The organism is Chryseobacterium vaccae (assembly GCF_009602705.1).
In the GTDB taxonomy this organism is placed as follows: domain Bacteria; phylum Bacteroidota; class Bacteroidia; order Flavobacteriales; family Weeksellaceae; genus Chryseobacterium; species Chryseobacterium vaccae.
In genome coordinates this window covers 4827895-4854394 of the sequence record NZ_VSWH01000001.1, presented here as the reverse complement: position 1 = coordinate 4854394, position 26500 = coordinate 4827895, and the positions used below count along the sequence as shown (strand labels likewise).

27 protein-coding genes are annotated in these 26500 nt (G+C 37.9%); 18 read left to right on the top strand and 9 right to left on the bottom strand.

The genetic code is table 11. From position 1 onward, the window contains the following. Positions 1-14: 14 nt before the first annotated feature. From FW768_RS22305 to FW768_RS22290, 4 genes are all read left to right on the top strand, one after another. The gene (locus FW768_RS22305) at positions 15-1343 is read left to right on the top strand and encodes an Nramp family divalent metal transporter (RefSeq protein ID WP_153399372.1); all 1329 of its coding nucleotides are present in this window, start codon (positions 15-17) and stop codon (positions 1341-1343) included. A gap of 163 nt (positions 1344-1506) precedes the next feature. Then, positions 1507-2043, top strand: a complete 537-nt coding sequence (locus FW768_RS22300; protein ID WP_153399370.1) for a nucleotide exchange factor GrpE — start codon at positions 1507-1509, stop codon at positions 2041-2043. Between the two features lie 103 nt (positions 2044-2146). Further along, positions 2147-3265 carry a molecular chaperone DnaJ gene (gene dnaJ, locus FW768_RS22295; RefSeq protein ID WP_153399368.1) on the top strand — a complete coding sequence of 373 codons (1119 nt, stop codon included), beginning with the start codon at positions 2147-2149 and terminating at the stop codon, positions 3263-3265. Positions 3266-3347: 82 nt separating this feature from the next. Beyond that, positions 3348-3806 carry a hypothetical protein gene (locus FW768_RS22290; protein WP_153399366.1) on the top strand — a complete coding sequence of 153 codons (459 nt, stop codon included), beginning with the start codon at positions 3348-3350 and terminating at the stop codon, positions 3804-3806. Positions 3807-4138: 332 nt separating this feature from the next. Here FW768_RS22290 and FW768_RS22285 read toward each other — a convergent pair whose 3' ends face one another. Beyond that, positions 4139-5038 carry a DUF808 family protein gene (locus tag FW768_RS22285; RefSeq protein ID WP_153399364.1) on the bottom strand — a complete coding sequence of 300 codons (900 nt, stop codon included), beginning with the start codon at positions 5036-5038 and terminating at the stop codon, positions 4139-4141. A 176-nt stretch (positions 5039-5214) separates the two neighbouring features. Here FW768_RS22285 and FW768_RS22280 point away from each other — a divergent pair, with 176 nt between their 5' ends. From FW768_RS22280 to FW768_RS22270, 3 genes are read left to right on the top strand one after another with little or no spacing between them, the layout of a single operon-like run. Continuing rightward, a complete protein-coding gene (locus FW768_RS22280; protein WP_153399362.1) occupies positions 5215-6033 on the top strand; it encodes a GLPGLI family protein in 819 nt (272 codons plus the stop codon). Between the two features lie 2 nt (positions 6034-6035). After that, complete coding sequence (locus tag FW768_RS22275) at positions 6036-6881, top strand: hypothetical protein (protein WP_153399360.1); 846 nt, start codon at positions 6036-6038, stop codon at positions 6879-6881. 46 nt (positions 6882-6927) lie between these two features. After that, positions 6928-7797 (top strand): alpha/beta hydrolase, encoded by an 870-nt coding sequence (locus tag FW768_RS22270; RefSeq protein ID WP_153399358.1) that lies wholly within the window; start codon positions 6928-6930, stop codon positions 7795-7797. A 42-nt stretch (positions 7798-7839) separates the two neighbouring features. On the opposite strand, the gene FW768_RS22265 is transcribed toward FW768_RS22270, so the two are convergent. After that, positions 7840-8535 (bottom strand): DedA family protein, encoded by a 696-nt coding sequence (locus tag FW768_RS22265; protein ID WP_153399357.1) that lies wholly within the window; start codon positions 8533-8535, stop codon positions 7840-7842. 87 nt (positions 8536-8622) lie between these two features. Further along, entirely contained in the window at positions 8623-9735 is a 1113-nt protein-coding gene (gene prfB / locus FW768_RS22260; RefSeq protein WP_153399355.1) for a peptide chain release factor 2, read from the bottom strand. Between the two features lie 390 nt (positions 9736-10125). Here prfB and FW768_RS22255 point away from each other — a divergent pair, with 390 nt between their 5' ends. Next, the gene (locus tag FW768_RS22255) at positions 10126-10401 is read left to right on the top strand and encodes a hypothetical protein (RefSeq protein WP_153399353.1); all 276 of its coding nucleotides are present in this window, start codon (positions 10126-10128) and stop codon (positions 10399-10401) included. Here FW768_RS22255 and FW768_RS22250 read toward each other — a convergent pair. From FW768_RS22250 to FW768_RS22240, 3 genes are all read right to left on the bottom strand, one after another. Then, on the bottom strand, positions 10398-11504 hold the full coding sequence (locus FW768_RS22250) for an NAD(P)/FAD-dependent oxidoreductase (RefSeq protein ID WP_153399351.1): 1107 nt from the start codon (positions 11502-11504) through the stop codon (positions 10398-10400). The genes FW768_RS22255 and FW768_RS22250 overlap by 4 nt on opposite strands. A 73-nt stretch (positions 11505-11577) precedes the next feature. Beyond that, positions 11578-12936 (bottom strand): ATP-binding protein, encoded by a 1359-nt coding sequence (locus FW768_RS22245; protein WP_153399349.1) that lies wholly within the window; start codon positions 12934-12936, stop codon positions 11578-11580. A 103-nt stretch (positions 12937-13039) separates the two neighbouring features. Beyond that, complete coding sequence (locus FW768_RS22240; RefSeq protein ID WP_153399347.1) at positions 13040-14056, bottom strand: alpha/beta fold hydrolase; 1017 nt, start codon at positions 14054-14056, stop codon at positions 13040-13042. A 206-nt stretch (positions 14057-14262) separates the two neighbouring features. Between FW768_RS22240 and FW768_RS22235 the strand changes: the two genes are divergently transcribed. The 6 genes from FW768_RS22235 to FW768_RS22210 all read left to right on the top strand — a co-directional run bounded on the left by FW768_RS22235 (position 14263) and on the right by FW768_RS22210 (position 18441). Further along, positions 14263-15174 (top strand): ABC transporter ATP-binding protein, encoded by a 912-nt coding sequence (locus FW768_RS22235; RefSeq protein ID WP_153399345.1) that lies wholly within the window; start codon positions 14263-14265, stop codon positions 15172-15174. Further along, positions 15167-16012 carry an ABC transporter permease gene (locus FW768_RS22230; RefSeq protein ID WP_153399343.1) on the top strand — a complete coding sequence of 282 codons (846 nt, stop codon included), beginning with the start codon at positions 15167-15169 and terminating at the stop codon, positions 16010-16012. Before FW768_RS22235 ends, FW768_RS22230 begins: the two co-directional genes overlap by 8 nt. A 139-nt stretch (positions 16013-16151) precedes the next feature. Then, complete coding sequence (locus tag FW768_RS22225; protein WP_153399341.1) at positions 16152-16823, top strand: hypothetical protein; 672 nt, start codon at positions 16152-16154, stop codon at positions 16821-16823. A gap of 70 nt (positions 16824-16893) precedes the next feature. Continuing rightward, entirely contained in the window at positions 16894-17574 is a 681-nt protein-coding gene (locus FW768_RS22220) for a helix-turn-helix transcriptional regulator (protein WP_153399339.1), read from the top strand. 70 nt (positions 17575-17644) lie between these two features. Beyond that, positions 17645-17914, top strand: coding sequence for a zinc ribbon domain-containing protein (locus FW768_RS22215; protein WP_153399337.1), 270 nt, complete (start codon positions 17645-17647; stop codon positions 17912-17914). Between the two features lie 8 nt (positions 17915-17922). Then, positions 17923-18441, top strand: a complete 519-nt coding sequence (locus FW768_RS22210) for a hypothetical protein (protein WP_153399335.1) — start codon at positions 17923-17925, stop codon at positions 18439-18441. A gap of 265 nt (positions 18442-18706) precedes the next feature. Here the strand turns inward: FW768_RS22210 and FW768_RS22205 are convergent, their stop codons facing one another. After that, complete coding sequence (locus FW768_RS22205; protein WP_153399333.1) at positions 18707-20293, bottom strand: ABC-F family ATP-binding cassette domain-containing protein; 1587 nt, start codon at positions 20291-20293, stop codon at positions 18707-18709. A 267-nt stretch (positions 20294-20560) separates the two neighbouring features. On the opposite strand from FW768_RS22205, the gene FW768_RS22200 reads away from it, so the two are divergent. From FW768_RS22200 to FW768_RS22185, 4 genes are all read left to right on the top strand, one after another. Then, the gene (locus FW768_RS22200) at positions 20561-21115 is read left to right on the top strand and encodes a phosphoribosyltransferase (RefSeq protein WP_153399331.1); all 555 of its coding nucleotides are present in this window, start codon (positions 20561-20563) and stop codon (positions 21113-21115) included. Between the two features lie 126 nt (positions 21116-21241). Next, entirely contained in the window at positions 21242-21820 is a 579-nt protein-coding gene (locus FW768_RS22195) for an adenylate kinase (RefSeq protein ID WP_153399329.1), read from the top strand. A gap of 80 nt (positions 21821-21900) precedes the next feature. Further along, a complete protein-coding gene (gene obgE, locus FW768_RS22190; protein WP_153399327.1) occupies positions 21901-22884 on the top strand; it encodes a GTPase ObgE in 984 nt (327 codons plus the stop codon). A gap of 147 nt (positions 22885-23031) precedes the next feature. Beyond that, positions 23032-23520, top strand: coding sequence for a DUF6438 domain-containing protein (locus FW768_RS22185; RefSeq protein WP_153399325.1), 489 nt, complete (start codon positions 23032-23034; stop codon positions 23518-23520). An 86-nt stretch (positions 23521-23606) separates the two neighbouring features. Here the strand turns inward: FW768_RS22185 and FW768_RS22180 are convergent, their stop codons facing one another. Together FW768_RS22180 and FW768_RS22175 are read right to left on the bottom strand one after the other, a co-directional pair. Continuing rightward, positions 23607-25328, bottom strand: a complete 1722-nt coding sequence (locus FW768_RS22180; RefSeq protein ID WP_153399323.1) for a T9SS type A sorting domain-containing protein — start codon at positions 25326-25328, stop codon at positions 23607-23609. 12 nt (positions 25329-25340) lie between these two features. Continuing rightward, entirely contained in the window at positions 25341-26486 is a 1146-nt protein-coding gene (locus FW768_RS22175; RefSeq protein ID WP_153399321.1) for an autotransporter outer membrane beta-barrel domain-containing protein, read from the bottom strand. Between the last annotated feature and the right edge of the window lie 14 nt (positions 26487-26500).

Below are 26500 nucleotides of genomic sequence, written 5' to 3'. Positions count from 1 at the left end.
CATTTCTAACATTTATGAATTTCAATATAAAGAACGCCTGGCGAAAAGAGAAAACCGCTCATTCACTTCCTGAGGCCTACTCCTCGATTAAGGTCCCTAAAAAAGCGACCTTCTGGAGGAAGTACCTTGCTTTTGCAGGTCCCGGACTCATGATTGCTGTAGGCTATATGGACCCCGGAAACTGGGCAACTGATATTGCCGGAGGAGCCCAATTTGGATATACTCTGCTTTCGGTTATCCTTATTTCTAATATTTTTGCCATGGTTCTCCAGCACCTTTCCGTAAAACTGGGGGTGGTTGCAGAAAGAGACCTTGCGCAGGCCTGCCGGGATCACTTCAGTCCTACCACTAATTTTATTTTATGGATATTCTGTGAAATTGCCATCGCTGCCTGTGACCTCGCCGAGGTCATTGGTTCCGCCATTGCATTAAACCTCCTGTTTCATATTCCTCTGACCTGGGGAATCGTTATTACCACTGTAGATGTTCTGATTATCCTGCTTCTTCAGGCCAAAGGTTTCCGGTGGATCGAAAGTATTGTAGGAGGGCTTATTTTCATCATCCTCTCCTGTTTTGTCTATGAAATTGTGATTTCAAAACCGGCATTTAATGAAATTCTTGGCGGATTGGTTCCTCAGAAAGAGATTATTCAGAATCCGGCTATGCTATATATTGCCATCGGAATTCTGGGAGCCACTGTAATGCCTCATAATCTGTACCTGCACAGCAGCATTGTACAGACCAGAGATTATACGCGGGACCGGGAAGGAAAAAAAGAGGCTATCAAATTTGCCACTTTAGACAGTACAGTTTCATTAATGCTGGCATTTTTCATCAATGCTGCCATTCTTATCCTTGCTGCGGCAACATTCCACACTACAGGAAATGAACATGTAGCAGATATTCACGACGCCTATAAAATGCTCACCCCTATTTTAGGAGCTTCTATGGCAAGTATAGCCTTTGCTATTGCGCTTCTGGCATCAGGGCAGAATTCTACCCTTACCGGAACTCTTGCCGGACAGATCGTCATGGAAGGTTTTTTAAACATCAGGTTAAAGCCATGGCTAAGAAGGTTAATTACAAGACTAATTGCGGTTATCCCGGCTCTGATTGTTGCTATTATTTATGGTGAACAGGGAACTACGGATCTGCTGGTACTGAGTCAGGTTATCTTGTCCATGCAGCTGAGTTTTGCAGTGGTTCCGCTCGTTATGTTTACGAACGACAAAGCCAAAATGGGTGAATTTGCCAACAAGCCTTTCCTTAAGGTCTGTGTATGGGTTATTTCCGTGATCATTATTATTCTGAATCTATATTTATTGTACCAGACGTTTACATGAGAATAATGAGTAATCATTGAATGATTGTTTGAGCTGTTAAGAAATTGACTATTCACTATTCATCATTGACAATTTTTTCTCTTCTCTTTTTTCTGCCTTAATGTCCTGATTTTTCCATTTGGCAGAATCTTTGTCAAACCATTGTGTAAATAAATATTGAATTATGGAAAATCAGGATATTAACGAAGAAAGCATCAATAATCAGGAAGAGAACAATATTCAGAATGAAACAGCATCTGAAGACAATGTGACAGCTTCACCTTCTGCAGAGGAACTTTTGGCAGAAGAAAAAGACCGTTACATCAGATTGTATGCTGAATTCGAAAACTATAAAAAAAGAACGGCTAAAGAGAAGATGGAATTCTTCCAGTATGCCAACCAGGACATGATGGTTTCTATGCTTGGAGTTTTAGATGACTTCGAAAGAGCATTGAAAGAAATCGCTAAGAACGGGAATCCAGCTGATCTTCAGGGTGTGGAACTTATCTATCAGAAATTTAAGAACAGACTGACGGAAAAAGGCTTAAAAACAATGGAAGTAAAAGCCGGTGACAGCTTTAATGTAGACTTCCATGAGGCGATCACACAGATTCCAGCCCCATCAGAAGATCTGAAAGGCAAAATCGTAGATGTTATTGAAACCGGATATACCCTGAACGATAAAGTAATCCGTTTCGCAAAAGTAGTAACAGGAAACTAATATTAAATAATGATAAATGATGAGAGATAATTGATTAGCAAATGCTTTAAGCACTACGCCATAGACATCAATTATCATTTATCAGTAATCAGTTATAAGCATTATGTCAAAGAGAGACTATTACGAGGTTCTGGAGATCAGCAAATCTGCTTCAGGCGACGAAATAAAGAAAGCCTACCGAAAAATGGCTATCAAATATCACCCTGATAAAAATCCGGGCGACAAAGAAGCTGAAGAAAAATTTAAAGAAGCTGCAGAGGCTTACGAAATCCTGAGCGATGATCAGAAGCGTGCCCGATATGACCAGTTTGGTCATGCCGGAGTAGGCGGTAACGGTGGTTTCGGAGGCGGAGGCTTCGGAGGTGGCATGAATATGGAAGACATTTTCAGCCAGTTCGGAGATATTTTCGGTGGAGGTTTTGGAGGTTTCGGCGGTGGCGGCGGTGGCCGTCAGCAGGCAAGAGGTTCTAACTTAAGAATCAGAATCAAGCTGAGCCTTGAAGAGATGGTAAATGGTACTCAGAAAACCATCAAAGTTAAAAAAATGAAGATGGCTGAAGGGGCTACTTCAAAAACATGTCCTACCTGTAACGGATCCGGTGTTCAGCTTAAAGTGATGAATACCATGTTTGGACAGATGCAGACCCAGACTACCTGCGGAACCTGCCAAGGAATCGGGAAAGTAGCTGATAAAATTCCTGCCGGAGCTAATGCTCAGGGACTAATCAAAGATGAGGAGGAAGTGACCATCAATATTCCTGCGGGAGCAAGAGACGGTATCCAGCTTAATGTCAGAGGAAAAGGAAATGATGCTCCTTTCGGTGGAATTCCGGGTGATTTATTGGTGATCATTGAAGAGGAAGCTGATAAAACGATCAAAAGAGAAGGCGACAACCTTCATCAGGAATTATACATTTCATTTGCAGAAGCTGCTTTAGGAACTAAGAAAGAAGTTCCAACCGTTGGCGGAAAAGTGAAAATCACGGTTGACCCGGGAACTCAATCCGGAAAAATTCTGAGATTGGCAGGAAAAGGTCTTCCAAGCATTGACAGCTACGGAAAAGGCGATATGTTCATCCACATCAATGTATGGACCCCGCAAAAGCTTAATAAGGAACAGAAAGATTTCTTTGAAAAGCAGATGAACAGCGGAGATATGGTTGCAGAACCATCCGGAAAGGAAAAAACTTTCTTTGACAAAGTGAAAGATTTATTCAATTAAAATACAAAAGGATTCTTACGGGAATCCTTTTTTGTTTGTGGTAATTGGTTTTTAATTTAGCCTTTGATTAAAATTAAAATCCATGAAAAAAGGTATAGTCTATTTCTGCTGTCTGCTAATGCTGATTATTTCCTGTAAAAAAGAAATACAAAGCTCAGAGAACAGAAATAAAACAAAAACAAAAATATATACTCTGCCCAATGATGAGTTTCGCGAAAAAATACTGCCTAAATTAGAACATAAAAAGGATCAGACGCAACTTACGATTCTTTTAGACTCTCTTGATAAAATAAATTTAAGTTATTGTGACTTTATGAAAAGAGAATTTGAGATTGATGATTCTTGTTATACTGTTGCAAGAAAAAAATATCCTGATCCTACTATGCAAATACAATTTTCAAAATTACATGACGAAACTTTTGATATTGCACATGAAAAGTTTTTAAAACAAATCAATCTTACTAAAAAACAAACTGATTTTATTTCTGTATTTTATTTTTTCAACAAGGATGTGAAAAGCTTTTGTGGTATGTTAAATTGATAATTAAAAGAGGCCTTAGGGTCTCTTTTTTGTGCTTTGATTTTCTCAGGCTCATTAAAAACCTAACAGGTCTCGGAGACCTGTTAGGTTTAGTAAGTAAAAGATCTGACGACCTCAATAATCACAAATAATATCAATACAAAAAAGCTCAGCAGTAGATTACTGCTGAGCTTTTTATCAATTATAGTCAATTAATTATTTCTTTATGGCAAGGAAATAAATCATTTTATTCATCGTGAAAGAGACTTTTGTTAGTCTCTTTTTTTGGTTATAAACGTATCGGCGCGGCTTCTTCGAAGCCGCGCCGATACGTTTATTTAAATATCAAATTTCTATTTCTTCTTTACCAGAGAAACAACACCTTTTCCCATCGTGAAAAGTGCTACGGCAAATAATCCTCCTACAAGCCCTAGGATAATTTCTTTTAGAATAGTAAGCATTTCATTAGAAGACCAGGAAGGTAAAACATAGTGAAGAAATTCTATTCTGTGTGAGAAAATACCGCCGGCTACCATAATCAAAGCAATGGTACCAATAACTCCCAAAGCTTTAATAACAACAGGTAAGGCTTTCACTAAGAAGTGTCCAAGCATTCCGAAGAAGCCTTTGTCATTGCTCTTTTTGATTAATTTAAATCCTGCATCATCCATTCTTACAATCAAAGCAACAATTCCGTATACTCCTACTGTAGCGATAAAAGCAACCAAACTCGTCACCAAAATCTGGGTAATGAAAGGATGACTTTCTTCCAAAACCGTTCCTAAAGCAATGATGACAATTTCAACAGATAGAATAAAATCTGTGGTAATGGCCGATTTTATCTTTGCTTTTTCTATTTCTTCATCACTCTTTTCGTCTTCTACAATTTCTTCTACAACTTCGTGGCCTTTTTTATCCCGGTGAAAAAGAAATTCTATGATTTTCTCAACGCCTTCAAATGCCAGATATAATCCTCCGGCAATCAATACATAATTAATGGCAGGAGCATAAAGCCAGTTGAGAAGGAATACAACGGGAAGAATAATCAGTTTATTGATGAATGAGCCTTTGGTGATTGCCCATAACACCGGAATTTCGCGGGAAGAAAGAAAACCTGTTGCCTTTTCGGCATTTACGGCAAGGTCATCCCCTAAAATTCCTGCTGTCTTTTGTGTCGCTATTTTACTGGTAACTGCCACATCATCCATCAATGCTGCAATATCATCTAAAATTGCAAAAAAGCCTGACGCCATATTTTAATATTTTTTTAATATTTGTTAAGTTGAGCAAAAATAATTATTTAATTCTATTTTCAAACGGTTTATAAAACATTAATTTTTATGGAGCTCCACCTATTCTTTTTGATAACAATCTGAAGTGATATTTGTATATTCGTAATACACCGAAAATTATAAATCTAAAACCAGATATGAGATCTTTATTTTTATTTTTTGTGATTTTTTTATGTAATTTTTTTCATAGTCAAAATAAGCAGTTTTTTTACGAGTATCGATTTATTCCGGATTCTACTGAAAAGAAACAGATAGCCACCGAAATAATGATATTGGATATTGATAAAAAAAGATCTCTGTTTTTCGGACAGGAAATCTACAGGTCTGACTCTACCCTGCTCAGCGATTCCAAAAAAGGGATATTCTCCATGCCTCCGGATAAACTGATGATCAGTGAACAGGTCATCAAATATCCTAATTCATCTCAGATTGATTACGTAAAATTAGTTTCTTACGAAAAATATATTGTCAGCCAGGAAGTAAAGCTTCCATGGAATCTGGTATCTGAATTCAAAACAATCCTGAATCATAAAGTACAAAAAGCAACCGTACCATACGGTGGAAGGCGCTGGACGGCATGGTTCGCGAAAGATATCCCTTTTCAGGACGGACCCTATAAGTTCTATGGACTTCCGGGACTGATCCTTGAGCTGGAAGATGATACTAAAAGTCATCATTATACCCTTAAAGGAATCAAAGACAGTCAGGAAGAACTGGTTTATCCCTCTTTAAACAATTATAAAACATCAAAAATATCGTATCTTCAATTTGTAAAACTATATAAAAACTACCGGATTAATCCTGTTGCCAACCTCATAGGAAAAATCCCTGATTATCAGGATGAAAACGGCAATACAGTGAGCGGACAGCAAAAAGTAAGGGAAATAGAAAAAATCAAGCTTGACCAGATCAAAAAAGATAACAATATCATTGAAATTGATCTTCTTAAAAAATAAAAATGTCATTGAAAAGTCTCCATATAAAAATCCGGTTTCTCCTGTTGGGTATTGCTCCATTGCTATTTCCTGCCCAGAAAGCACGTGACTACCTTAAATGTGACTTAAAATCTCTCAAAACAGTCTGTAAAGAAAGTGGCAAAACGATTTCTGAGATTAGTAGTGAGGGAGGGATTAAAATATACGGACGGCTGGAAGATCTGAAAAAGGAATTGTCCGAAAGATCCTTTGAAAAGTATAAAGAGAAGATCCGTTTCAGCTGTAATGAGAAAATACAATTTGATAGCATCAACAGGATCTACTACGTCCAAAACTCCGGAGATGACAGAAAATTTAATTTTATTTATTCCGGCCAATATAATCCTAAAATCAGATATAAAGGAACTGAAGATCTGAAAAAATTCAAAGATATTAATCTCAACTCCCCACAGAAATACCTTCAGCTTTATAGCAGAGAAAATGAAAATAACCGGGATTATGAAGTCTATTATTACTTTTATAATCAACAAGATCGGTTAGAATATAGTTTTCATCAGCATGGTAATGAGTTCATTGAATATACATTTATCTACCAGGATTCGTTGTATGGTCCGGAACTTACTGAAGTATATAAGAATGGTATACTTTCTGAAGAATATTCCTATTATAAAAATGAAGATACATCCGAAAAAATAATTACGGAATATCCTGTAGATGAATCTTACCGGTTAGATAAAAAGAACAGACCCTTCTTAAAGAAATCAGCCTATGTTCCGGCTTCCGGCCCATGCAATTGCCCAGAAGGGTATATAACCAAAATTATTTACTGGGATGAGGACCGATGCAGTAATAAAATTATCCTTGAATAACCCATTATCCCGCTTCTTTATCCCGTTTATTTTGTACTTTTAATCTATGAAAAAGCTCATTCTGAGATACCATTTTTTCGTAGTCGGATGCATCAGCTTCCTGCTTCAGTCGTGTAATACCAAATTCAGGGTCTGGGTAGGTCCCGGCGGCCAGCAGAAGATCTATAATTTAAAATACGGAGAGCATAAAAGACAAAAGATGGATGTTTTTCTTCCTCTTGATTATCCTGAAAACAGCCCTGTAGTACTTATTGTACATGGCGGCGCGTGGAGTATAGGAAAAAAAGAACACATGATCCAGGTTCAGAAAATGCTTTTTAAAAACCAGATTCCAAGCATCAATATGAATTACAGGCTGGTTTCCAAACGAAAAAAAATCACGTATAAGCAGCAATTGGAAGACATTGGGCTGGCCATCGAAAAATTCAATTCCCTTTCGGAAAAAGCCGAACTAAAACCAGACAATTACATTTTACTCGGAGAAAGTGCCGGAGGACATTTAGCTCTTCTTTACGGCTATAAACATCCCGATCAGATCAAAAAGATCATTTCCCTGAGTGGACCGACCGATTTTTACAGCCCGGAATACCTGAATTCTTTTTATTCCAAATATACCTCTCCTACTTTCCAGAAAGTAGTGGGTACGAAATTTGACCGGAAAAACATATCTGAAGCCTTCAAAGAAGCCAGTCCTATCGCCAATATTACCCAGGTTCCCACACTTCTTTTTCAGGGAAATAATGATTTTCTGGTGAATCAGCATCAGGGAATTGCCATGGATTCAGCACTTACCAGGGAGAATGTTCCGCACAAACTTGTCTTCATGAAAAAAACAGGACATGTTCCGAGGCTTTTCAGCAAAAGAAAAAGAGACAGCATCATCTATCCGAATATCCTGGAATGGATAAAAAAATAACCTGCTCAAAGGCAGGTTATGTATTATATTGGTGTTGAATGATTATTCAAAGTCTTTGTTTTCGTACTTAGAGAAATCCTCTTTTTTTCCGAAAGCAAATTTAATGATTACCGGAAGTGTTGTTACAAGCACAATAACAATGATAATGTACTCCAGTTTTTCTTTCAAATTGATACCAAACTGTTCCATGAATAATTTATCCAGGTAATGCCCGGCAAAGATCAGAATGAACGACCATAGAACCCCGCCGATAATATTATCTCTAAGGAATTCTTTTTTATCCATCTTCACAATTCCTGCAACAATAGGAGTAAACGTTCTTACTACCGGCAGGAATCTTGCCATAATAATCGCCAGTGCGCCGTGTTTTTCAAAGAAGTCATGAGCCTGATAAAGGTATTTTTTCTTAAAAAGCATCGTATCCGGTCTCTTGTATAAAGCAGGACCTGTTTTTCTTCCGAAATAATACCCTACTTCATTTCCTATTACCGCTGCGATGGCAACACCGGTAGCCAGGATTGTGGTATCCAGAAAATCGCTCCCTGTAGAGCTAAAAGTCTCTTTGATGATTTCAACGGCATAAATCCCTGAAACAAAAAGCAGAGAGTCTCCCGGGAGGAAAAATCCTACAAAAAGTCCGGTCTCGGCAAAGACAATGAATAAAATAAGCCAGAACCCACCCATTTTGATATAAAATTCGGGGTTCAGTAAATCTTTCCAGCTATTGAAATCTTCCATAAATAACGATTAGCAACAAAAGTAAGCGTAAAAAGTCTGAAACAAAAATTAATTATAAGATTTTAACTAAAATACAGACATGATATTTTACAAGTCAAGATCATCATCAGAAACTGCGGTACCATCGGCCATAAGGAAGGCTTTCAGGAATGGGGTAAGATTTCCGTTCATTACAGAATCCACATCTGATGTTTCGTGGCCTGAGCGTACATCTTTTACCAGTTTATACGGATGCATTACATAGTTTCTGATCTGGCTTCCCCACTCGATTTTCATTTTATTGGCTTCAATCTCGTTTCTGGCTTTCATGCGTTCTTCCAACTCCATTTCATAAAGTCTTGAACGAAGGAGCTGCATTGCTTTTTCTTTGTTCTGAAGCTGTGAACGGGATTCTGAGTTTTCAATGATAATTCCGGTTGGTGCGTGACGAAGACGTACAGCGGTTTCTACCTTGTTTACGTTCTGGCCTCCGGCTCCTGATGACCTCATTGTTTCAAATGAAATATCCGCAGGATTAATATTGATCTCGATGGTATCGTCTACCAGAGGATAAACATAGACCGATACAAAACTTGTATGACGTTTTGCATTACTGTCAAAAGGTGAAATTCTTACCAACCTGTGTACCCCGTTCTCTCCTTTCAGATACCCGAAAGCATATTCCCCGTCGATTTCCAGGGTAACGGTCTTTACTCCAGCCACATCACCTTCCTGGAAATTAAGTTCACGAATTTTGTATCCTTGTTTTTCCGCCCACATTGTGTACATTCTCATCAACATGGACGCCCAGTCACAGCTTTCAGTACCTCCGGCTCCAGCCGTGATCTGAAGAACTGCAGAAAGTTCATCTCCTTCATTGGAAAGCATATTTTTGAATTCCAGATCCTCTATCTTTTCTACCAGCTGAGGAAAAGTATCATCTAACTCTTTTTCAGAATCAGGATCTTCTTTTGCAAATTCCATAAGGACCTGCAGATCTTCAAACTGGGTTCTGATCTCTTCATAATCCTCTACCCATCTTTTTTTGGAACGGAGCTGTTTCAGAAAAGCCTCCGCTTCTTTCGGGGCATCCCAAAATTCCGGAGCAGCTGTTTTTTCATCATCATTGGCAATTTCTATCTTCTTTTTTTCAATCTGAAGATATTTATGTAAGTCTTCTATTCTCGACTGAACTTCTTTTATCTGGTCGTTGTTGATCACGAATTTTTAATTTTATACAAAAATAAGGAATTCTTTTGTCAGTTGGGAGTTCAGGTTTCAAGGTTTCTTGTTTAAAGTTCAGGGTTTAACGTTTAATGTTTCAAACGAAGGACTTTTTCAAGATCCCCATCTTCTTTTCTTTTCAAAAATGTATATTTACCTCTGACAAAATATAGATCGGTTTCAAAAATTAGAGAGATTTTTTTTATTAATCGCAAAGGAATACAAAAGATAAATAATAGCGACCGTTTTTAAGATAAACAAAGGTGCTTCCCTTACTTTTGAAATACAAGCTTGAGAGGATATTTGTAAGCTTGAGTTTTGTATGCTTTTGTTCCTTCTCAAGTTTTGCATCTGATCCCCAATATCATCTGAATGGATAAAAACTACATGAATATTTTAATTAATGAGCACCGGGCTCATTCTGAGCAATTAAAAAAGCTGATTATATCAATGAATATAAGCTCGGGCATGGATAAAAACTTTTGTGCTTATCTTGCGGAAAGGCTTCTTCATCAATTGGAGAAAGGAGCAGATTCCCCAAAAATACAAGGTATAATAGAAACTGAACTCTGTGTGGGATATGGTCTTTACAGATATGAATTCAATTCAGAAAAAATAACAGCCGATATCATGGATTGGTGGGAAAATCTATTGTTTTACTAAATCATTTCTGCCAGCAGCTCTCCGATTTTTGGAGCCAGCGCCACTCCCATTCCGGAAAATCTTACTCCACAGAACTGTCTTTCTGAAAGCTGTTTTACGACCGGACTTTTTTCTGATCCCATCGCCATAATTCCTGACCAGCGAAGCGCAATTTTAAAGTTCTGATCCGGTAAAATGACTTCTTGCAAAAAATTTTCCAGATGGTCCTGCAAAAACTCTGTAGTTTCAAAAGCTGCCGTTTCTTCTGTTTTGAAATCCTGATTTCTGCCGCCTCCCAATAATACTCTATTTCCCAGATTTCTGAAGTAATAAAAACCTTCATCGTAATGGAATGTTCCTTTTAACCTTAAATTTTCAATGGGTTCCGTCAGAATGATTTGTCCACGAGCCGGAATGATCTCTTCATTTTCCATGAATTTTGAACTGAAAGCATTGGTACAGTAAATTAGTTGGTCTGCTTTTATAGAAAGAATTTCTGAAAGCCAAGCCTCTACAGCATCTTCTTTTTCATCTACCCTTTTCACCTCTGTTCCGAATAGAAATTCAATGTTCAGATCCTGACATTTTTCCTGAAGTTTTTGCAGGAGTTTTCCTGAATGCAGACTTCCTTCACAAGGGTTTTCAATTAAAAATTCAGATTTCCCCAAACCTAATTCCTTTATCCTGTCCTGTTTCAGGGTATATGTTTTTTCAATTCCGGTTATTGGCTTCAGCTTTTCATTAACCGGATCCAGCTGCTGCAGAGGTTCATTATTATTTAAAATCTCGTACCCTCCATCCAGTTCAAAATCGATCTCATTACTTTTAAAATATTTCTGAATTTTCTGAAGTCCTTCAAACCTCATCCTGACCAATTCCAGCGTTTTTTCCCACCCCATTTTCTGTGAATCGGCAATAACCTCTGTTAAGCTCCCAAAGCAGGCAAAACCGGCATTCCTTGTTGAAGCACCTAGCGGAATCGTATTTCGTTCAATAATCAGAACTGATTTTTCAGGATATTTTTCTTTCACGGCCAAAGCAGTCCACAATCCTGAAAATCCGGATCCGATAATGATGATATTTCTCCTTCTGTAGAAAGTTTCGAGTTCCCAGATACTGTTCATGAGTAATAGGTAATGAGTGATTAGTAATAAAGAATTAGTAATCTGTTATCTAAAGCTGTAATTTTTTATCTGCTTATCCCTGTGAATCGTCATCTTCTCCGTTATGATGGAATCCGATGGCTCTTCTTGGCTCTTCTACGACCTGATAGGTTTCGAGTTCTTTTTTCAAAGCCTGGATTCTGTAGCGAAATTCATCGAAATTATTAATGATCACATCAGCAAGGAATCTTGCGATCTGTTCCAGGTATTCTTCGGTCAGTTTCCCGGCAGCGTCTCTCAAAGCTGCATTCAGCAGGTTCTGGTCGATCTTAAGATTTTCATTTCTGGTTCTCTGGTAAAGGTTTTTAATTCGTTTTTTCAGGCTTTGGGTAAAGTCAATCAGCATGGTGTTGCTGAATACTTTCATTTTTGAAGAAATGTCATGCCAGAACGGAATTTTATCGGCTTTATTCTTTTTAAGAATCTTAAACAGGAGAGAATCTGCCTGCAGATCTTTTGTCATGGCGTACAGGATAATTTCTGAACGTTCGGAGGCATTGGGCGGGAAAATAGGAATCATTACATCAAATCTTCCGGGAGCCAGAATTTCTTCATCAATTTCTGCAATTGAGTTGGCTGAACCTACCATCAACAGTTCTTCTTTTTCAAACTTTCCGATGTAATGAAGGATAAGTTCCTGAGTTTCAAGATTACAGGAAGCAATGTCTGTTTCTGCCCTTCTCTGCATCATAATTTCATCAAAATCATCAAGGAAAAGCAACACTTTATCTTCTTTCATCATGGTGAGCAGGAAATCATTGAAATTGGTTTTATTTCCGTCGATAAATGAAGTTCCCAGATAATGTTTTTTGACTTCTTTAAAACGATACCCGATAATTTCCGCAATCTTGGTTGCCCAAAAGATTTTACCGCTTCCGGGAGGTCCATACAAGACAATTCCTGCGGGCTTGTTGATCCCCCAGTCTTTGATCTGCTGAGGATTCAGAAATGGTTCTAAAACCGATGAAATATAAAAGAAAAGATCCCTGTAACCGATAAAATCTCTGTGTTTCAGACTGGTTTTATGTCCGAAATAATCATAGACAAACTGATAATTTCCACCTAATTTATTATCAATGCCATAACTGGAAATTGATGAACGGAAGAAACCGTTGTCAAAAATATTGGGATTGGTCTCTTTAATGGCTTTTTCAATATCTTCTTTAGGCTGATTGATGACCTCAGCAATCTGCTCAACGGTTTTATTTTTATCCAGATCCTTCTCATAAAGCCTTAAAAAATCTATATTTTCCCGTGCAAATTTTTCAAAATCTTCTTTTACTTCAAAGTTGGTGCTGATGCAGACTCCCAATTCAAGGTCGAAATCCTGGATAAACTGTTTAATGGCTTCTGCCGATACATTCAGCTCTCTGGCAAGTTCAATTAACTTCATAATTCCCGATTAATTCTATCAAATTTAGTATTTTAATCTCAAAAATCTATTGAAAAAATTGCTAAAATTTGCTAAATATTGAATGCTGAAAATGAATACCACATTACTTTTGTTCTGGATTTTCTTGCTTTTCTGAAAGCTTATTCTGCATATCATTAATAGCATCTTCAATCACTTTCGGCTGATCCTGATTGATATAATGTCCGCTTCCAGAAGCAATAATCTGCCTGCTATCTGATGATAATTTCAGAAGATCTTTCTGCATTTTATCCCATGCACCCAGCATTTCGGTCTTTAATTTTTCATCTTTAATAAAACTGTTATACCTCGTTTTATCTCCCGCTGTAATTACATAGAGAGGAACAGATCCAAAAGTATTGATCCGGGCAGCTTCCTGTTTGATAGATTTCATCTGTTCCTGCTCTTCAAGCACAGCATAAGCACTTTTATAAAGCAGCGCAGGCATAACAGAGTTCTGATATTGATATTCCGTTTTATTGGGAAACATATTTTTAAACATAAGCCTTGCCACTCCGAAAGTATTCGCAAATTTCAGGAATCCGGCAGGCAGTCCCTGATTCACCATGGCGTAAAGTTCTGGTGACAAAAACTTATCATCCTCCGGATACTGGCTGTCTACCAGAATCACTCCGGCCACATCCTGTGGGTATTTCTTAACAAAAAAACGGGTAAGCATACCGCCAAAGGAATGACCTACGAGAATATAAGGTTTAGGTACGTTTGCCTTTTCCAGTAAAGTATGAAGTTCTTCGGCCATTTTCTCTCCTGTTTTTGGGCTCGTGCCTCTTTCACTCCATAAAATACCGGAACGGTCATAGGAAAATGTTGTATAAGTTCCGGGAAGCTGCTGCTGAATATGATACCATTGCAGATGTCCCGCAGGATCAAAAGCCGTTTCAAAAATAATAGAAGGTCCTCCTGTTCCCTTTTTAAAATAATGCATTTTATGATTGTCCACATTTGCCAGCTGGCCGTCAGGTTGTATTTTTTCCGCGTTTGAACGGGAAACTTTTTCAAAAATAAATCCTGAAATCAATAAAAGAATGATGAGAATAAGCAGACCCATTCCAAGTCTTTTCAGCCATTTGAGAATTTTCATAAGTTATATTTTTAATATTTTGTAATGATTATTTTCAGAATAGGTATTCTTTTCATAAAATAAGTTACACATCTATAAAATAATGATAATCTGATATTTATTACATCTTTATAAAGCACTTAACAATATCAGAAAGCAGAAAAATAGTTCCCATTTTGTAACAATCTGAAATTTTAACAGACCTACTACTATGTAAAACAAATATCATGGAAAAAGTTTTGTCAGTAAAGAATTTGACTAAAAAATTCAAACGAACTGTCGTAAACAATATCTCTTTTGATGTGGAAAGAGGAAATGTTTACGGCTTATTGGGTCCTAACGGAAGCGGTAAATCCACCACCTTCGGAATGCTGTTGTCTACCATTAATCCTACCAGCGGCGACTGGTACTGGTTCGGAGAGAGAGGAACCCAGCCCGACACCTTAAAAAAGATTGGAGCCATTATTGAACAGCCTAATTTCTACCCGTACCTGAATGCGGAAACCAACCTTAAGATTGTTGCAGAGATCAAAGGAACTCCTCATACAAGAATTGATGAAGTACTGAAAACCGTAGGTCTTCTGGAAAGAAAAAAGGATCCTTTCAGAACTTATTCTCTGGGAATGAAGCAGCGCCTTTCCATTGCTTCTGCCATGCTGAACAATCCGGAAGTTTTGATCCTTGACGAACCCACCAATGGTCTTGACCCGGAAGGAATTATCCAGATCCGGGAGATTATCAGCAATATTGCGAAACAAGGAATCACTATTATTATCGCCAGCCACCTTCTTGATGAAATTGAAAAGATCTGCAGTCATGTGATTGTATTGAAGGAAGGAAATTCAATCTACTGCGGAAGAGTGGATGAAATGACGGCCAACAACGGTTATTTTGAATTAAAAGCAGACAACAATACCCAATTGTTAAGTGCTTTGGAGGAACTTCAATGGTTTACTTCGGTAAAAACAGAAGGTGAAATCATCAAGGCCCAGATCCGTGAAGACGCTTCTATTTCGGCTTCTGCCCTGAACCAGAAACTGGTGGAAAAAGGAATTTTCCTTTCTCATTTAACCAAGAAAAAGTTGTCTCTTGAATCTCAATTCCTTGAACTTGTAAAAAACACCAATTACCATGCTTAAATTATTAAAACTCGAATATTATAAAAATCTGAACTACAGACCGTTCAAGATTTTCACAGCATTATATTTCGCTATTCTCACGGTGCTTCTTTTCATTGGTCTTGTGGATCTGGATGTTTTCGGAGCCACTATCAATCTGAAAGAACAGGGCATTTACAACTTTCCCGAAATATGGAATTTTACCACCTGGATTGTGGCCTTACTGAAGATCTTCCTTGGGCTTATCATTGTATTTTCAATTTCTCAGGAGTTTACCAACCGGATGTTTAAACAAAACACCATCGACGGGCTTAGCAGAAAAGAGTTTATTGGTTCAAAACTGTTGACTATTACTATTTTTACAGCTATTTCTACACTGTTGGTATTCATCATTACATTGTTTTTGGGGTATCAGTACTCTACTACCACAGAATCGGCTAAAGTTTTTGAAGAGATATTCTTTATCGGAAATTATTTTGTAAAGCTGTTTACGTTCTTCTGCTTCCTGATGTTCCTTTCGGTATTGCTTAGAAAATCAATGTTTGTATTTCTTGGTTTCTTTGTCTACTGGATTGCTGAAGGAATTCTGACCGTGATTGAAACCTTCCAGAAAGTAAGAGGACTTCAGGAACCGGAAAGACTGAAAGTGATGAAAGATGATTTTTTCATTACCCATCTTCTGCCATTGGAAAGTATGTCAAGCCTTATTCCTAATCCGATGATGCGTCTGAAAACAGCTAAAATGATGGGACTTCAATATGAATTCACCTATCCTGTTGAAAGCCTTATCGCCTGCATCGTATGGTCTGGTATTTTCATTTTCGGGTCTTACTGGATTCTGAGAAAAAGAGATTGGTAAATTTTCAGAAATATAAAAAATCAAAAGTGGTCCATTGGATCACTTTTTTGTTTCTATGGGATCGATCTGAAAATGTTAAAAACAGTCTCAATGTATACAGCTGACAGTTTTTTTATTATTTTTATCAAAAATGACAGGAATGAGAAAAATATATTATTTCCCTGGTCTGATAAGTGCTGTAGTAATCCCAATACTGTTCTTGTATTACATTTCTCCGCATATTGACAGGACTGTTTACAGTGTGATTGATATTGGACTGCCCTCAAAGAATGCTCCTACCGGTCCTTATGACCAGTCATCTTTTGAACCTTTAAGAAACTGGGATTATCAACAGATGTCCATCGATCCAAATGAAGCCGAAAAAAACTCAGAACTCCATGTTTCACAGCTTAAAAAGCTCGGAACAGATAATAAAAAGAACTCCGGGATTGAGTTTGTTCTTTCAGACCGGAATACTTATGGAGATTTTGTTTCTGTTCTTAATGACCTGCATAAAGCCAGAATGGATAGCTATGCGGTAGATGCAGGAAAAACCGGTCATATTTTTGCCCTGCATGAGTATATTTCTCCTGTAATAAGCGAGGAAAAAGAAGATTATATCCTTTGCGGTACCTTCTACACATTTGAAGGTAATTCTCAGAAAAATATCTGGAACTATATCAATGATTTTACTTCTCCCCAACAGTATGTTCTATTTACTGAAAATTTGGTAAAGCTTCCTCAGAAAGGTCTTTTATTTGTTTTTGGATTTCTAATCCTGTTACATATTTCAATGTTGAGCATCAGGGAACGGTTTCAGATACAATATTAAAAAAAGTCTGTAAGATTTTCCTGAACATTTTATATACATTTGTCTTCCTGATAAAATATCTACAAAGACCATGAACAGAATCGACAGGCTTATCTCTGTACTGACTACCCTTCAGTCTAAAAAGTTTGTGACTGCGGATTATATTGCTGATAAATATGAGATCAGTGTCAGAACGGTATACAGAGATATTAAAGCACTTGGAGAAATCGGAGTTCCCATTGACTATGAACCGCAGAAAGGCTACACCGTTCTACAGGGATTTTTTCTTCCCCCTGTTCTGTTAACCAGTGATGAAGCCAATGCCCTGATTATGATCGCCAAGCTTTCAGAACGCTACACAGACAAAACCATTCATAAAAATGTTTCAAATGCTATTGACAAGATAAAATCGGTACTGCAGCACAGGGAAAAAGAAAAGGCGGATCTTCTCCAGGAAAAAATCGGTATTTATGTTTCTCCGGAAACAGACCGCAACCGGGATCATCTGACCATCATTCAAAATGCGATTGTCGATAAGCAGATCCTGAAAATAAGCTACGTCAACAATCAAAATGAAGCCAGTGAAAGGGAAATAGAACCGATTGGTATGAGTTTTTATACCAATCAATGGCATCTTATCGGCTGGTGCTGGATCCGTAAGGAATACCGGGATTTTAAAGTACTACAGATCCGGGATCTGAAAAATATAGGTCAGCCTTTCAGAAAAGAAGATCATTTTACTCTTCAGGAGTATATTAATTCTTTGACGTAATTTTTTTAAAACAGACTGACATAGGGTTGTCATTCTCCCCTTTTACCTTTGCCGGAAAATACGAGAAAACATGAATCAAACCTACAAAAACTGTCAGAGCTGCGGGATTCCTCTGAAAAAATCGCCTAACGGAGGAGGAACGGATAAAGATGGAAGCATCAGCAAAATATACTGCGGCTACTGCTATGAAAACGGACAGTTTAAACAACCCGATATTACCGCTCAGGAAATGCAGCATTTCGTAAAACTGAAAATGAAAGAAATGGGATTCCCCAGATTCCTAGCAGGCCTGTTTTCAAAAGGAATTCCTAAATTAGAACGCTGGAAAAAACAAAACTGAAAAATACAATGACAATCGAAGAACTTTTTAAAGACAAGGCCATAAAAGCCAAAGAAAAAACAGATATCATCAGTAAATGGATACTGGACGGATCACTTCCAACCGATGAACTGATCGCCTTTGCCGAAAAAGCTAAAGATCCGCTAAAAGGCACCTGCGTTGAAGCACTGGAATATGCCACCAAACAGAAACCCGACATTGCAGATGAAACAGTCCTGACGTTTGTAACCTCTACCCTGCCAGAAAAAGCACCCCGGATAAAATGGGAAAGCGCTAAAGTAATCGGGAATATTGCTCATCTTTTTCAGGACCATCTGGAGAAGCCAATCAGCGGACTGCTTGCCAATACTGATCACGAAGGAACTGTGGTACGATGGAGTGCCGCATTTGCTCTGGGAGAAATCCTTAAGCTAAAAACAAAATATAATTCAGATCTTCTTCCAACCCTTGAAAGTATCTCTGAGAAGGAAGAAAAGAACAGCATTAAGAAAATCTATCTGGATGCTATCAAAAAGACCACAAAATAAATACTTTTTGTGGGGATATAACTATAAACGTTATAGGTTTTGGAAACCTATAACGTTTTAATTATAATGCAAACATCTGCTGATTTGCGAGAGAATTTTTCACATTCTCATATCGGGCAGATAACGCAGATCTTTTTCTGGGTATTCTGTGGGAAATCTTTTTAGTAAATAAAAATTATTTGCTGAAAATATCGGATTTTCTTGCGCCTAAAAACAGCAAAATAATCAAAAAAACTTTTGCCGTTGTGTTTTCCGACTATAAAAATTATAAAGTGATTTCCTTTTCTATTCCTATTTCCTCCAGAAAGATTTCATCATGAGAAATCACAATAAGAGTTCCGTGATAGTCTTTAACAGATTCCGTTAAAATTTCAACGTTCTGCAGATCCAGATTATTGGTTGGTTCATCCAGAATAATCATGTCAGGAGTTGTATTACTGACTGAAAGCCCGCAAAGGAGGAGTCTCAGGCGCTCTCCACCACTTAATGCGCCACATTTCTTATCCCAGGTTTCTTTTCTGAACAGGAATCTTGACAATATTGTTTTTACCTCAGATTCCGGGAGAGCCCCCTCATTGAACTGCTGGACAAAGTCTTCGACGGAAATCTCTTTATTGATCATTGAATATTCCTGATCGATATAAAGAGTAGTAAAATCTGACCTTATTATTTTCCCTGTCGTGGGCTGTAGATTTTCCATCAGAAGCTTTATTAAAGTCGTTTTTCCTGATCCGTTCGAGCCTTTTACTGAAATCCGGTCTCCACTGAGGATTTCAAGATTGAGACTCTCTTTCCATAGATTTTCAGAAGTATACTGATAATTAATCTCCTCTGCTGTAATCAGAATTTTACCGGAATGCAGGTTTGAATCATTGAAAATAACCTTCATCTGATCCGCATTCTTTACAGAGGTACGGAGGTTTCTGAGGTCTCCGGAAATACCGCTGATCTTTTCTGCATGGATGTTTTTCAGCTTAGATGTATTTTTTTCGGCATTATTCCGCAAGGTATTCATCATAATTCTGGCTACTCCTGATTTTTCCTGTTTCTGTTTTCCCCTTGCATCCAGCTTTTGCTTACGTTCCAATGTTTCACGTTCTTTTTCTTTTGCCTTTTTCAGGGCGCGTTCTTTTGCATGTATATCATTCTGAAGGGCTTCCTGCTCTATAGCTTTTTGTTCTGCATAGAAATCATAATTGCCGCCATAAGTATCAATTCCCTGGCTGCTGAGTTCAAATATTGTATCGGCAAGATTAAGCAAAGCACGGTCATGACTTACCATCACAACAGCTGCATCTGTTTTTTCGATAAGATCATACAGGAGTTTTCTGCCTTTCAGATCCATATGGTTGGTAGGTTCATCCATTAAAATAATCTCGGGCTGGTTAATCTGGATTCCCGCAAGGAAAACTTTTGTTTTCTCACCTCCGCTCAGGTTTTCAAGCTTCTGGTTCAGTTTCAGGTTTTCAAGTCCCCAATAGTACAAAGCATTTTGGCTGCGTTCTTCAATGTCCCAGTCATCATTTAAGGTTTCAAAATATTCTTCATCTATTTCGCCTTCTGTAATTTTCTGAAGAGCGTCCAGTTTTTTGTCAATTTTAAGGCACTCTGCCACGGTTTTATTATTAAAATTCCCGAACATCTGCGGGACATAATACAGATCATCCTTGATCGTTATGCTGCCTTCCAATGGCTGAATTTCTCCTGCCATAATTTTAAGCAGGGTTGATTTTCCCATGCCGTTACTTCCGGTTAAAGCCGATTTTGTATGGGGTTGTATGGTTAAACTGATATGATTAAAAAGGAGATCCCCTCCCGGGAACCCGTAGGATATGTAGTGAAGCAAAATCATAATTTCTTTCTTATGGAATGGTTAAAGATGGGCAGCTGTTCTGCTACCGTTAATAAAAGTCTGAAAGAAATTGAATCCTACATGTCCGTATTTTGGGTTTTGAAAGTACAAATATACTACAAATCATTTAATCTCAGTTTTTTTGATGTCTGTTCTGTATTTCTTTTGGGCCAAACTCATTCAGAAACAGCTTTATGAAAATGGAAGCAGTATAGATTTCTGCATTCTGCCAAAAATCCGTAACTTTGCCACCTACTAAAATTTTTTATGGAAAGCATTAAAGTTCACGACAAAACTTTCGTTCCTTATCTGAAGGACGCCGAAATTCAGGAAATTGTAAAAGAAACAGCTTTAAAGATTTATGAAGACTACAAGGACGAGGTTCCTGTTTTCATCGGTGTTTTGAACGGAGTGATCATGTTCTTCTCAGACCTTTTAAAATATTATCCGGGCGAATGCGAAATTGCGTTCATCCAAATGAGTTCTTATGTGGGAACTGAATCTACGGGAATCGTTTACCAGAAAATGGAGCTTACCAAAGACGTAAGAGACCGTCACATCATTCTTGTGGAAGACATTGTAGATACCGGGAATACAGTGGAAAGTCTTTTTAAATATTTCACAGAAACACAACGTCCGAAATCTGTAAAACTGGCTTCTTTTTTATTAAAGCCTGAGGTGTACAAGAAAGATTTCAAACTGGATTATATTGGAAAAGAGATTCCTAATAAATTTGTTCTGGGCTACGGACTTGATTATGATGAACTGGGAAGAAACCTTTCTAATCTGTATCAGCTGGAAGAGGGACAGATCAACCATTAATCACTGCTACTAGCTATCGGCTATTAGCCTTTAGCTTTAAAACTTAATCGAAATAAAAGTAAAATATTAACTAAAAAAGCTAAAGGCCGAAAGGTATATTACTAAGGCCAAAAGCGCATCAAAATTATGATAAACATAGTTCTGTTCGGCCCTCCAGGAAGTGGAAAAGGAACACAAGCCCAAAATCTGATCGAAAAATTCAATTTAAAACAGATTTCAACCGGCGACCTTTTCAGGTATAACATGAAAAATGATACTGAACTTGGGAAACTGGCAAAGTCTTACATTGACAAGGGAGAATTGGTTCCGGATCAGGTGACAACAGATATGCTGGTTGACGAGATCAGAAAGCCGACTGATACCAACGGATTTATTTTTGACGGTTATCCGAGAACTACTGCACAGACAGAGGCTCTGGAAAGAATTGTTAAAGAAGAACTGAATGATAAGATCGACATCTGTCTTTCATTGGTGGTAGAAGATAAGATCCTGGTGGAAAGAATTCTGAAAAGAGGAGAAACCAGTAAAAGATCTGATGACAGCAACATGGAGATCATCGAAAACAGAATCAAAGAATATTATGCTAAAACAGCAGAAGTAGCCGAACTATACAAGCAGCAGGGAAAATATGTTGAGGTAAACGGTGTAGGTGAAATTGATGAGATTTCCCAAAAGCTTTTCGCTGAAGTAGAAAAAATAAAATAGTTAAAAGTTATGAGTAATGAGTTTAAGTTTTTACAATTCATAGCTCATAATTCATAACTCATAACTCCTAATTATAAGAAATGTCAAATTTTGTAGATTACGTAAAAATCCATTGTAAGAGTGGACACGGGGGCGCGGGTTCTGCCCATCTCCGCCGTGAAAAATATATTCCTAAAGGAGGCCCTGATGGAGGAGACGGTGGCCGTGGAGGACACATCATCATGAGGGGAAATGCCAATGAATGGACTCTTCTTCCTCTTCGTTATACCCGTCACGTAAAAGCCGACCGAGGTGTAAACGGAGGAAAAAGCCAGCTTACGGGAGCAGACGGAGATGATATTTATATTGATGTTCCCATTGGTACAATTGCCAAAAATGAAGATGGAGAAATCATTGGTGAAATTCTGGACGACAAGCAGGAAATCATCCTGATGCGTGGTGGAAAAGGAGGTTTAGGAAACGAACATTTCAAGTCTTCTACCAATCAAACGCCAAGATATGCACAACCCGGACTTCCCGGAGAAGAAGGCTATATTGTCTTTGAGCTTAAAATTCTTGCTGATGTAGGTCTTGTAGGTTTCCCCAATGCAGGAAAATCTACACTTTTAGCTTCAGTTTCCGCAGCAAAGCCTAAGATTGCCAATTATGCGTTTACCACGCTTACTCCTAATCTTGGGATTGTAGACTACAGAAATTACAAATCATTTGTAATGGCTGATATTCCGGGGATTATTGAAGGTGCCGCAGAAGGAAAAGGACTGGGACACAGATTCTTAAGACATATTGAAAGAAACTCGATCCTGCTATTCTTAATTCCTGCTGATTCTGAGGATCACTTCCAGGAGTTTAAAATTCTGGAAAATGAGCTGAAGGAATATAATCCTGAACTTCTGGATAAGGATTTCATTGTTTCTATTTCAAAATCTGATCTTCTGGATGATGAGCTGAAAAAAGAAATTTCCGCAGAATTCCCAGAGAACAGACAACCGCTATTCTTTTCAGGGGTTACAGGTGAAGGCCTTGTAGAACTGAAGGATGCAATCTGGAAAAAACTGCACGGATAGAACATTTACATTAAAACTCATCAGCTTTGGCTGAAGCTGCATAAAATAACAACCCCGGAAACCATTCCGGGGTTATTTTTATTTTATATGAAAGACAAATGCCATTTTTTTGGAACAGTTATTGAGTAAGTTTCATAAAATAAAACGATGAGATACATACTGGCATTATGTGCATTTATATTCCTGTTTTCATGCAACACTCAAAAAAGCAACCCTCAGTATTCCAAAATTGAATATGAAGCAACTCCCTGTTTCGGATTCTGCCCTGTTTTCAAAATAACGGTCAATTCGGACAGGACAGCAATTTTTGAAGCAGAACATTTTAATTTCAGTAATAAACCTTCAAAGGATGAATTCTCAAAACCCAGAGAAGGAACTTTTAAGGGAACCATCAGACAAGAGGATTATAATAAATTAGTCGGTCTACTGAATGATCTGAATGTAAAAAATTTAAATGACAAATACGGGGAAAGAAATATTACTGATCTCCCGACGTCTTATCTAAGGATAAATTTTACAGACGGAACATCAAAAAATGTTGAAGATTACGGAAAACGAGGGAGTGAAAAGCTTTCGGAAGTTTACCGTTTTTTTGAGGATCTTAGAAAGAATCAACAATGGACTAAGATAAAATAGCTTCGTTTAAAAATATTTTAATAGTAATTATATATCAATGGCTGCCCGGAAATGGACAGCCATTATTCATTTATTTACTTCAGGTATTATTTTTTAATAAACTGTTTGGAAACGGTGTCCTTTTCAGTTATAATTCTGATAAGATAGGAACCTGCAGGAAGGTTTTTCACATTAACCTTATCGTTATTTACAGGGACATTGATCTTTTTCCCGGATTTATCATAAACCTCAACTTCATTAATTTTAGCCTGGGTCTTAATATTTAAAATATCGGATGCAGGGTTAGGGTAAATAGTAACTGAAGTATCTTTCACCTCTATTCCTGTTTTTGAAGAGTTCTTTTTCCTTAAATCCAGAAACATGCTTTTCTTTTCGGACTTATTTTTCCTTTCAGCTGCTCCACACGGAGTTTCACATCCTTCAATCGTTCCCAGATAACGGGCTCCTGACTGAATATCAACTCCGGGAAGAAGGGTTATATTATTCCCCGCCTTCATCGTGATGTTCTTTCCGGCATCAATTTTATAATTATCTTTTGCCGTAATGGTATTGGCCACCTGATACGTGTGATTCATATTCTGTTCAGGATTCTGCAGAATTTTATCCGGAATACAATGGGCTCCGGTACTCGCAGACAATGAGGGAACAAGTTGGGGAAATGATCTTCCAACGCCGGGATGCAGATAAATGTTGTATAAATCCAGCGTTGCTCCGCCATATACATCCGGATTAAGTATTTTTGATGCTGAATAGTTATACCCGTACTGAATGTAGATATCTCCGTCTTTATTTCTCTGCATTCCCTCTACCGCCGTGTAAGGAATAGAAGTATGATTAATGGGATATACACTGCTATATACGATATTATTATTTGTAGAAGCCTCCAGATTGATGGCATAAAGCGCCCCGACTCCAGGTTCATATCCGCCCATATATAAAATAGATGAGGTACTATTAAACTCTGTTAAAAAAGGGTTTAAGGTGGCTATTACAAGCTCATAATCGTTGGTAATCTTTCCTGTACTGTCATCAAAGGAATATACCCTGCTTTCATTATAAGAATTGTTACCTACGGATGTAAAGCTCAGATAATTTGAAAACGCGCTGCAGTTACTTAATCTGGGTGATGCTTTAAGGTAGGAATGATGGGTAAAGAAAGACGGGTTAATATTTCCGATATTCAGATTGCTTATAACCGGACTGTTATTAACGAGTCCTGTACTATCCAGAAGATAGCTGTACAGGGTTCTGTCTTCTGTAAATAACACCCAGAAGGCATTTCCATTGGCATGAGGTACAATGGTGGCACCTTTAGAAGATGTAAACTCTCCGGAATCATTTAGAATCGGGACTGTTTTAAAATTAGGTAAAACACTTCCCAAAGGCAAACCATTTTGCCCAATACTTCCCTGGGAAATATCAACTACAGAATAACGGATTACATTTCCTATTCCGGAAACTGGTGTTCCGCTTCCAAAAATATAATACAGATTAGGATTAGCAGGATGCTTTACAATACAAATCTGCCATGAAGAGTATTGATTCAGATTATCTCCATTGTCCATCAGCTGATGCTCACGGTTCCAGACGTTGTCTCCATCCGTATAAAAAAGCAGTTTTCCGCTGCTGTCACTTACAGAAGCTGTGGCTGCCCCGGCTACAAACATCTGGCTGTCATGAAGAGCTATGGGAGTACTTCCAGAGAAATTAATTCCTGCAAACCCTCCGAAATACCAGTTGTCATTTTCCCCTTGTGAAAAAAGCATCAGAGGAATGGTCATTAATAATGTTATATAAATCTTTTTCATACTATATAACCTTTATTTAATTTTCTTTTCCAGAGCCTGAATACGCTTTTCCTGTTCCAGAGTGTAAAGGGTAAGCTCTTCTACTTTCTTAAGAAGCAGGATGTTCATCTCTTTCAGTTCAATTCCGTTTTTAATAGCTTCTTCAGTAGTAGGAACTTCCGGAAGATGCCCATTTATGCTGATAAAATGATCCAGCTCTTTCAGTGGCATTAGTTTGTAATCTTTGGCGAAAACATAATCTGCCCAGCCGTTACTGGCTGAAATATCTACTTTTACCCTTTCTGTTCTAATCCCGTCTTTTACAAAAAGTTTATACTTTGCCCCGTCTGTTGAAATACCATCTGCTGGTAATTGAGTACTAAACTGCCCGATACCGATCGTTCCATTATTTCCTACAATCCAGTTTCCGATATTTAATTCGTTTTCAGGAGAGGTTGCATTGTATGTCGTAATAAAATTCCCTATAATAATATTATTGCTTCCTGAAGTAATCAATCGTGCATTAGCATGGCCTATATTGATGTTATATGATCCTTTTGCGAGACTTCTGAAGGATTCTCCTCCAATGATTGTATTATAATTTCCGCTGTTGATATACCTTAATGCGCTTGTTCCTACAGCTACGTTGAAATCTCCTATAAGGCTTCCTGATCCTATTGCGCTGTTTCCTACTCCAATATTCCCTAATCCTTGTTTAAAGTACTCCAATGCATTCATTCCCAAAGCGGTATTATAATTTCCGGAATCTGTGTGTCTCATAGAGTTAAACCCTACGGCTACATTGCACAACCCATTGCTGAAAGATGACAGGGCATTATTTCCAAAAGCGGTATTTCCTCCTCCACCTGTAACCTGGGTAAGAGTTCCCATTCCGAAAGCTACGTTATTAGTAGTGGTGGTATTATCTGTTCCCCCTCCAAAGAATAAGTTTTTATCCCATACCATCCCCGGAGTTCCTATATTGTAAAAAATAAATCTTCCTTCCGGAGTGATTCTCATTTTTTCGGCATTATTGGTCGTAAAAACCAACGACTGGTTATCCGTTGTTCCGATAAAATTATTGTTGGGAGTAGTTCCTGCGTTTCCTGTAAGATTCCAGGATTGTGCACTAGTTTGGATACCTGCAATAGCTGCAAGCACAATGATTGTTTTTTTCATGGTTATTTTTGTAT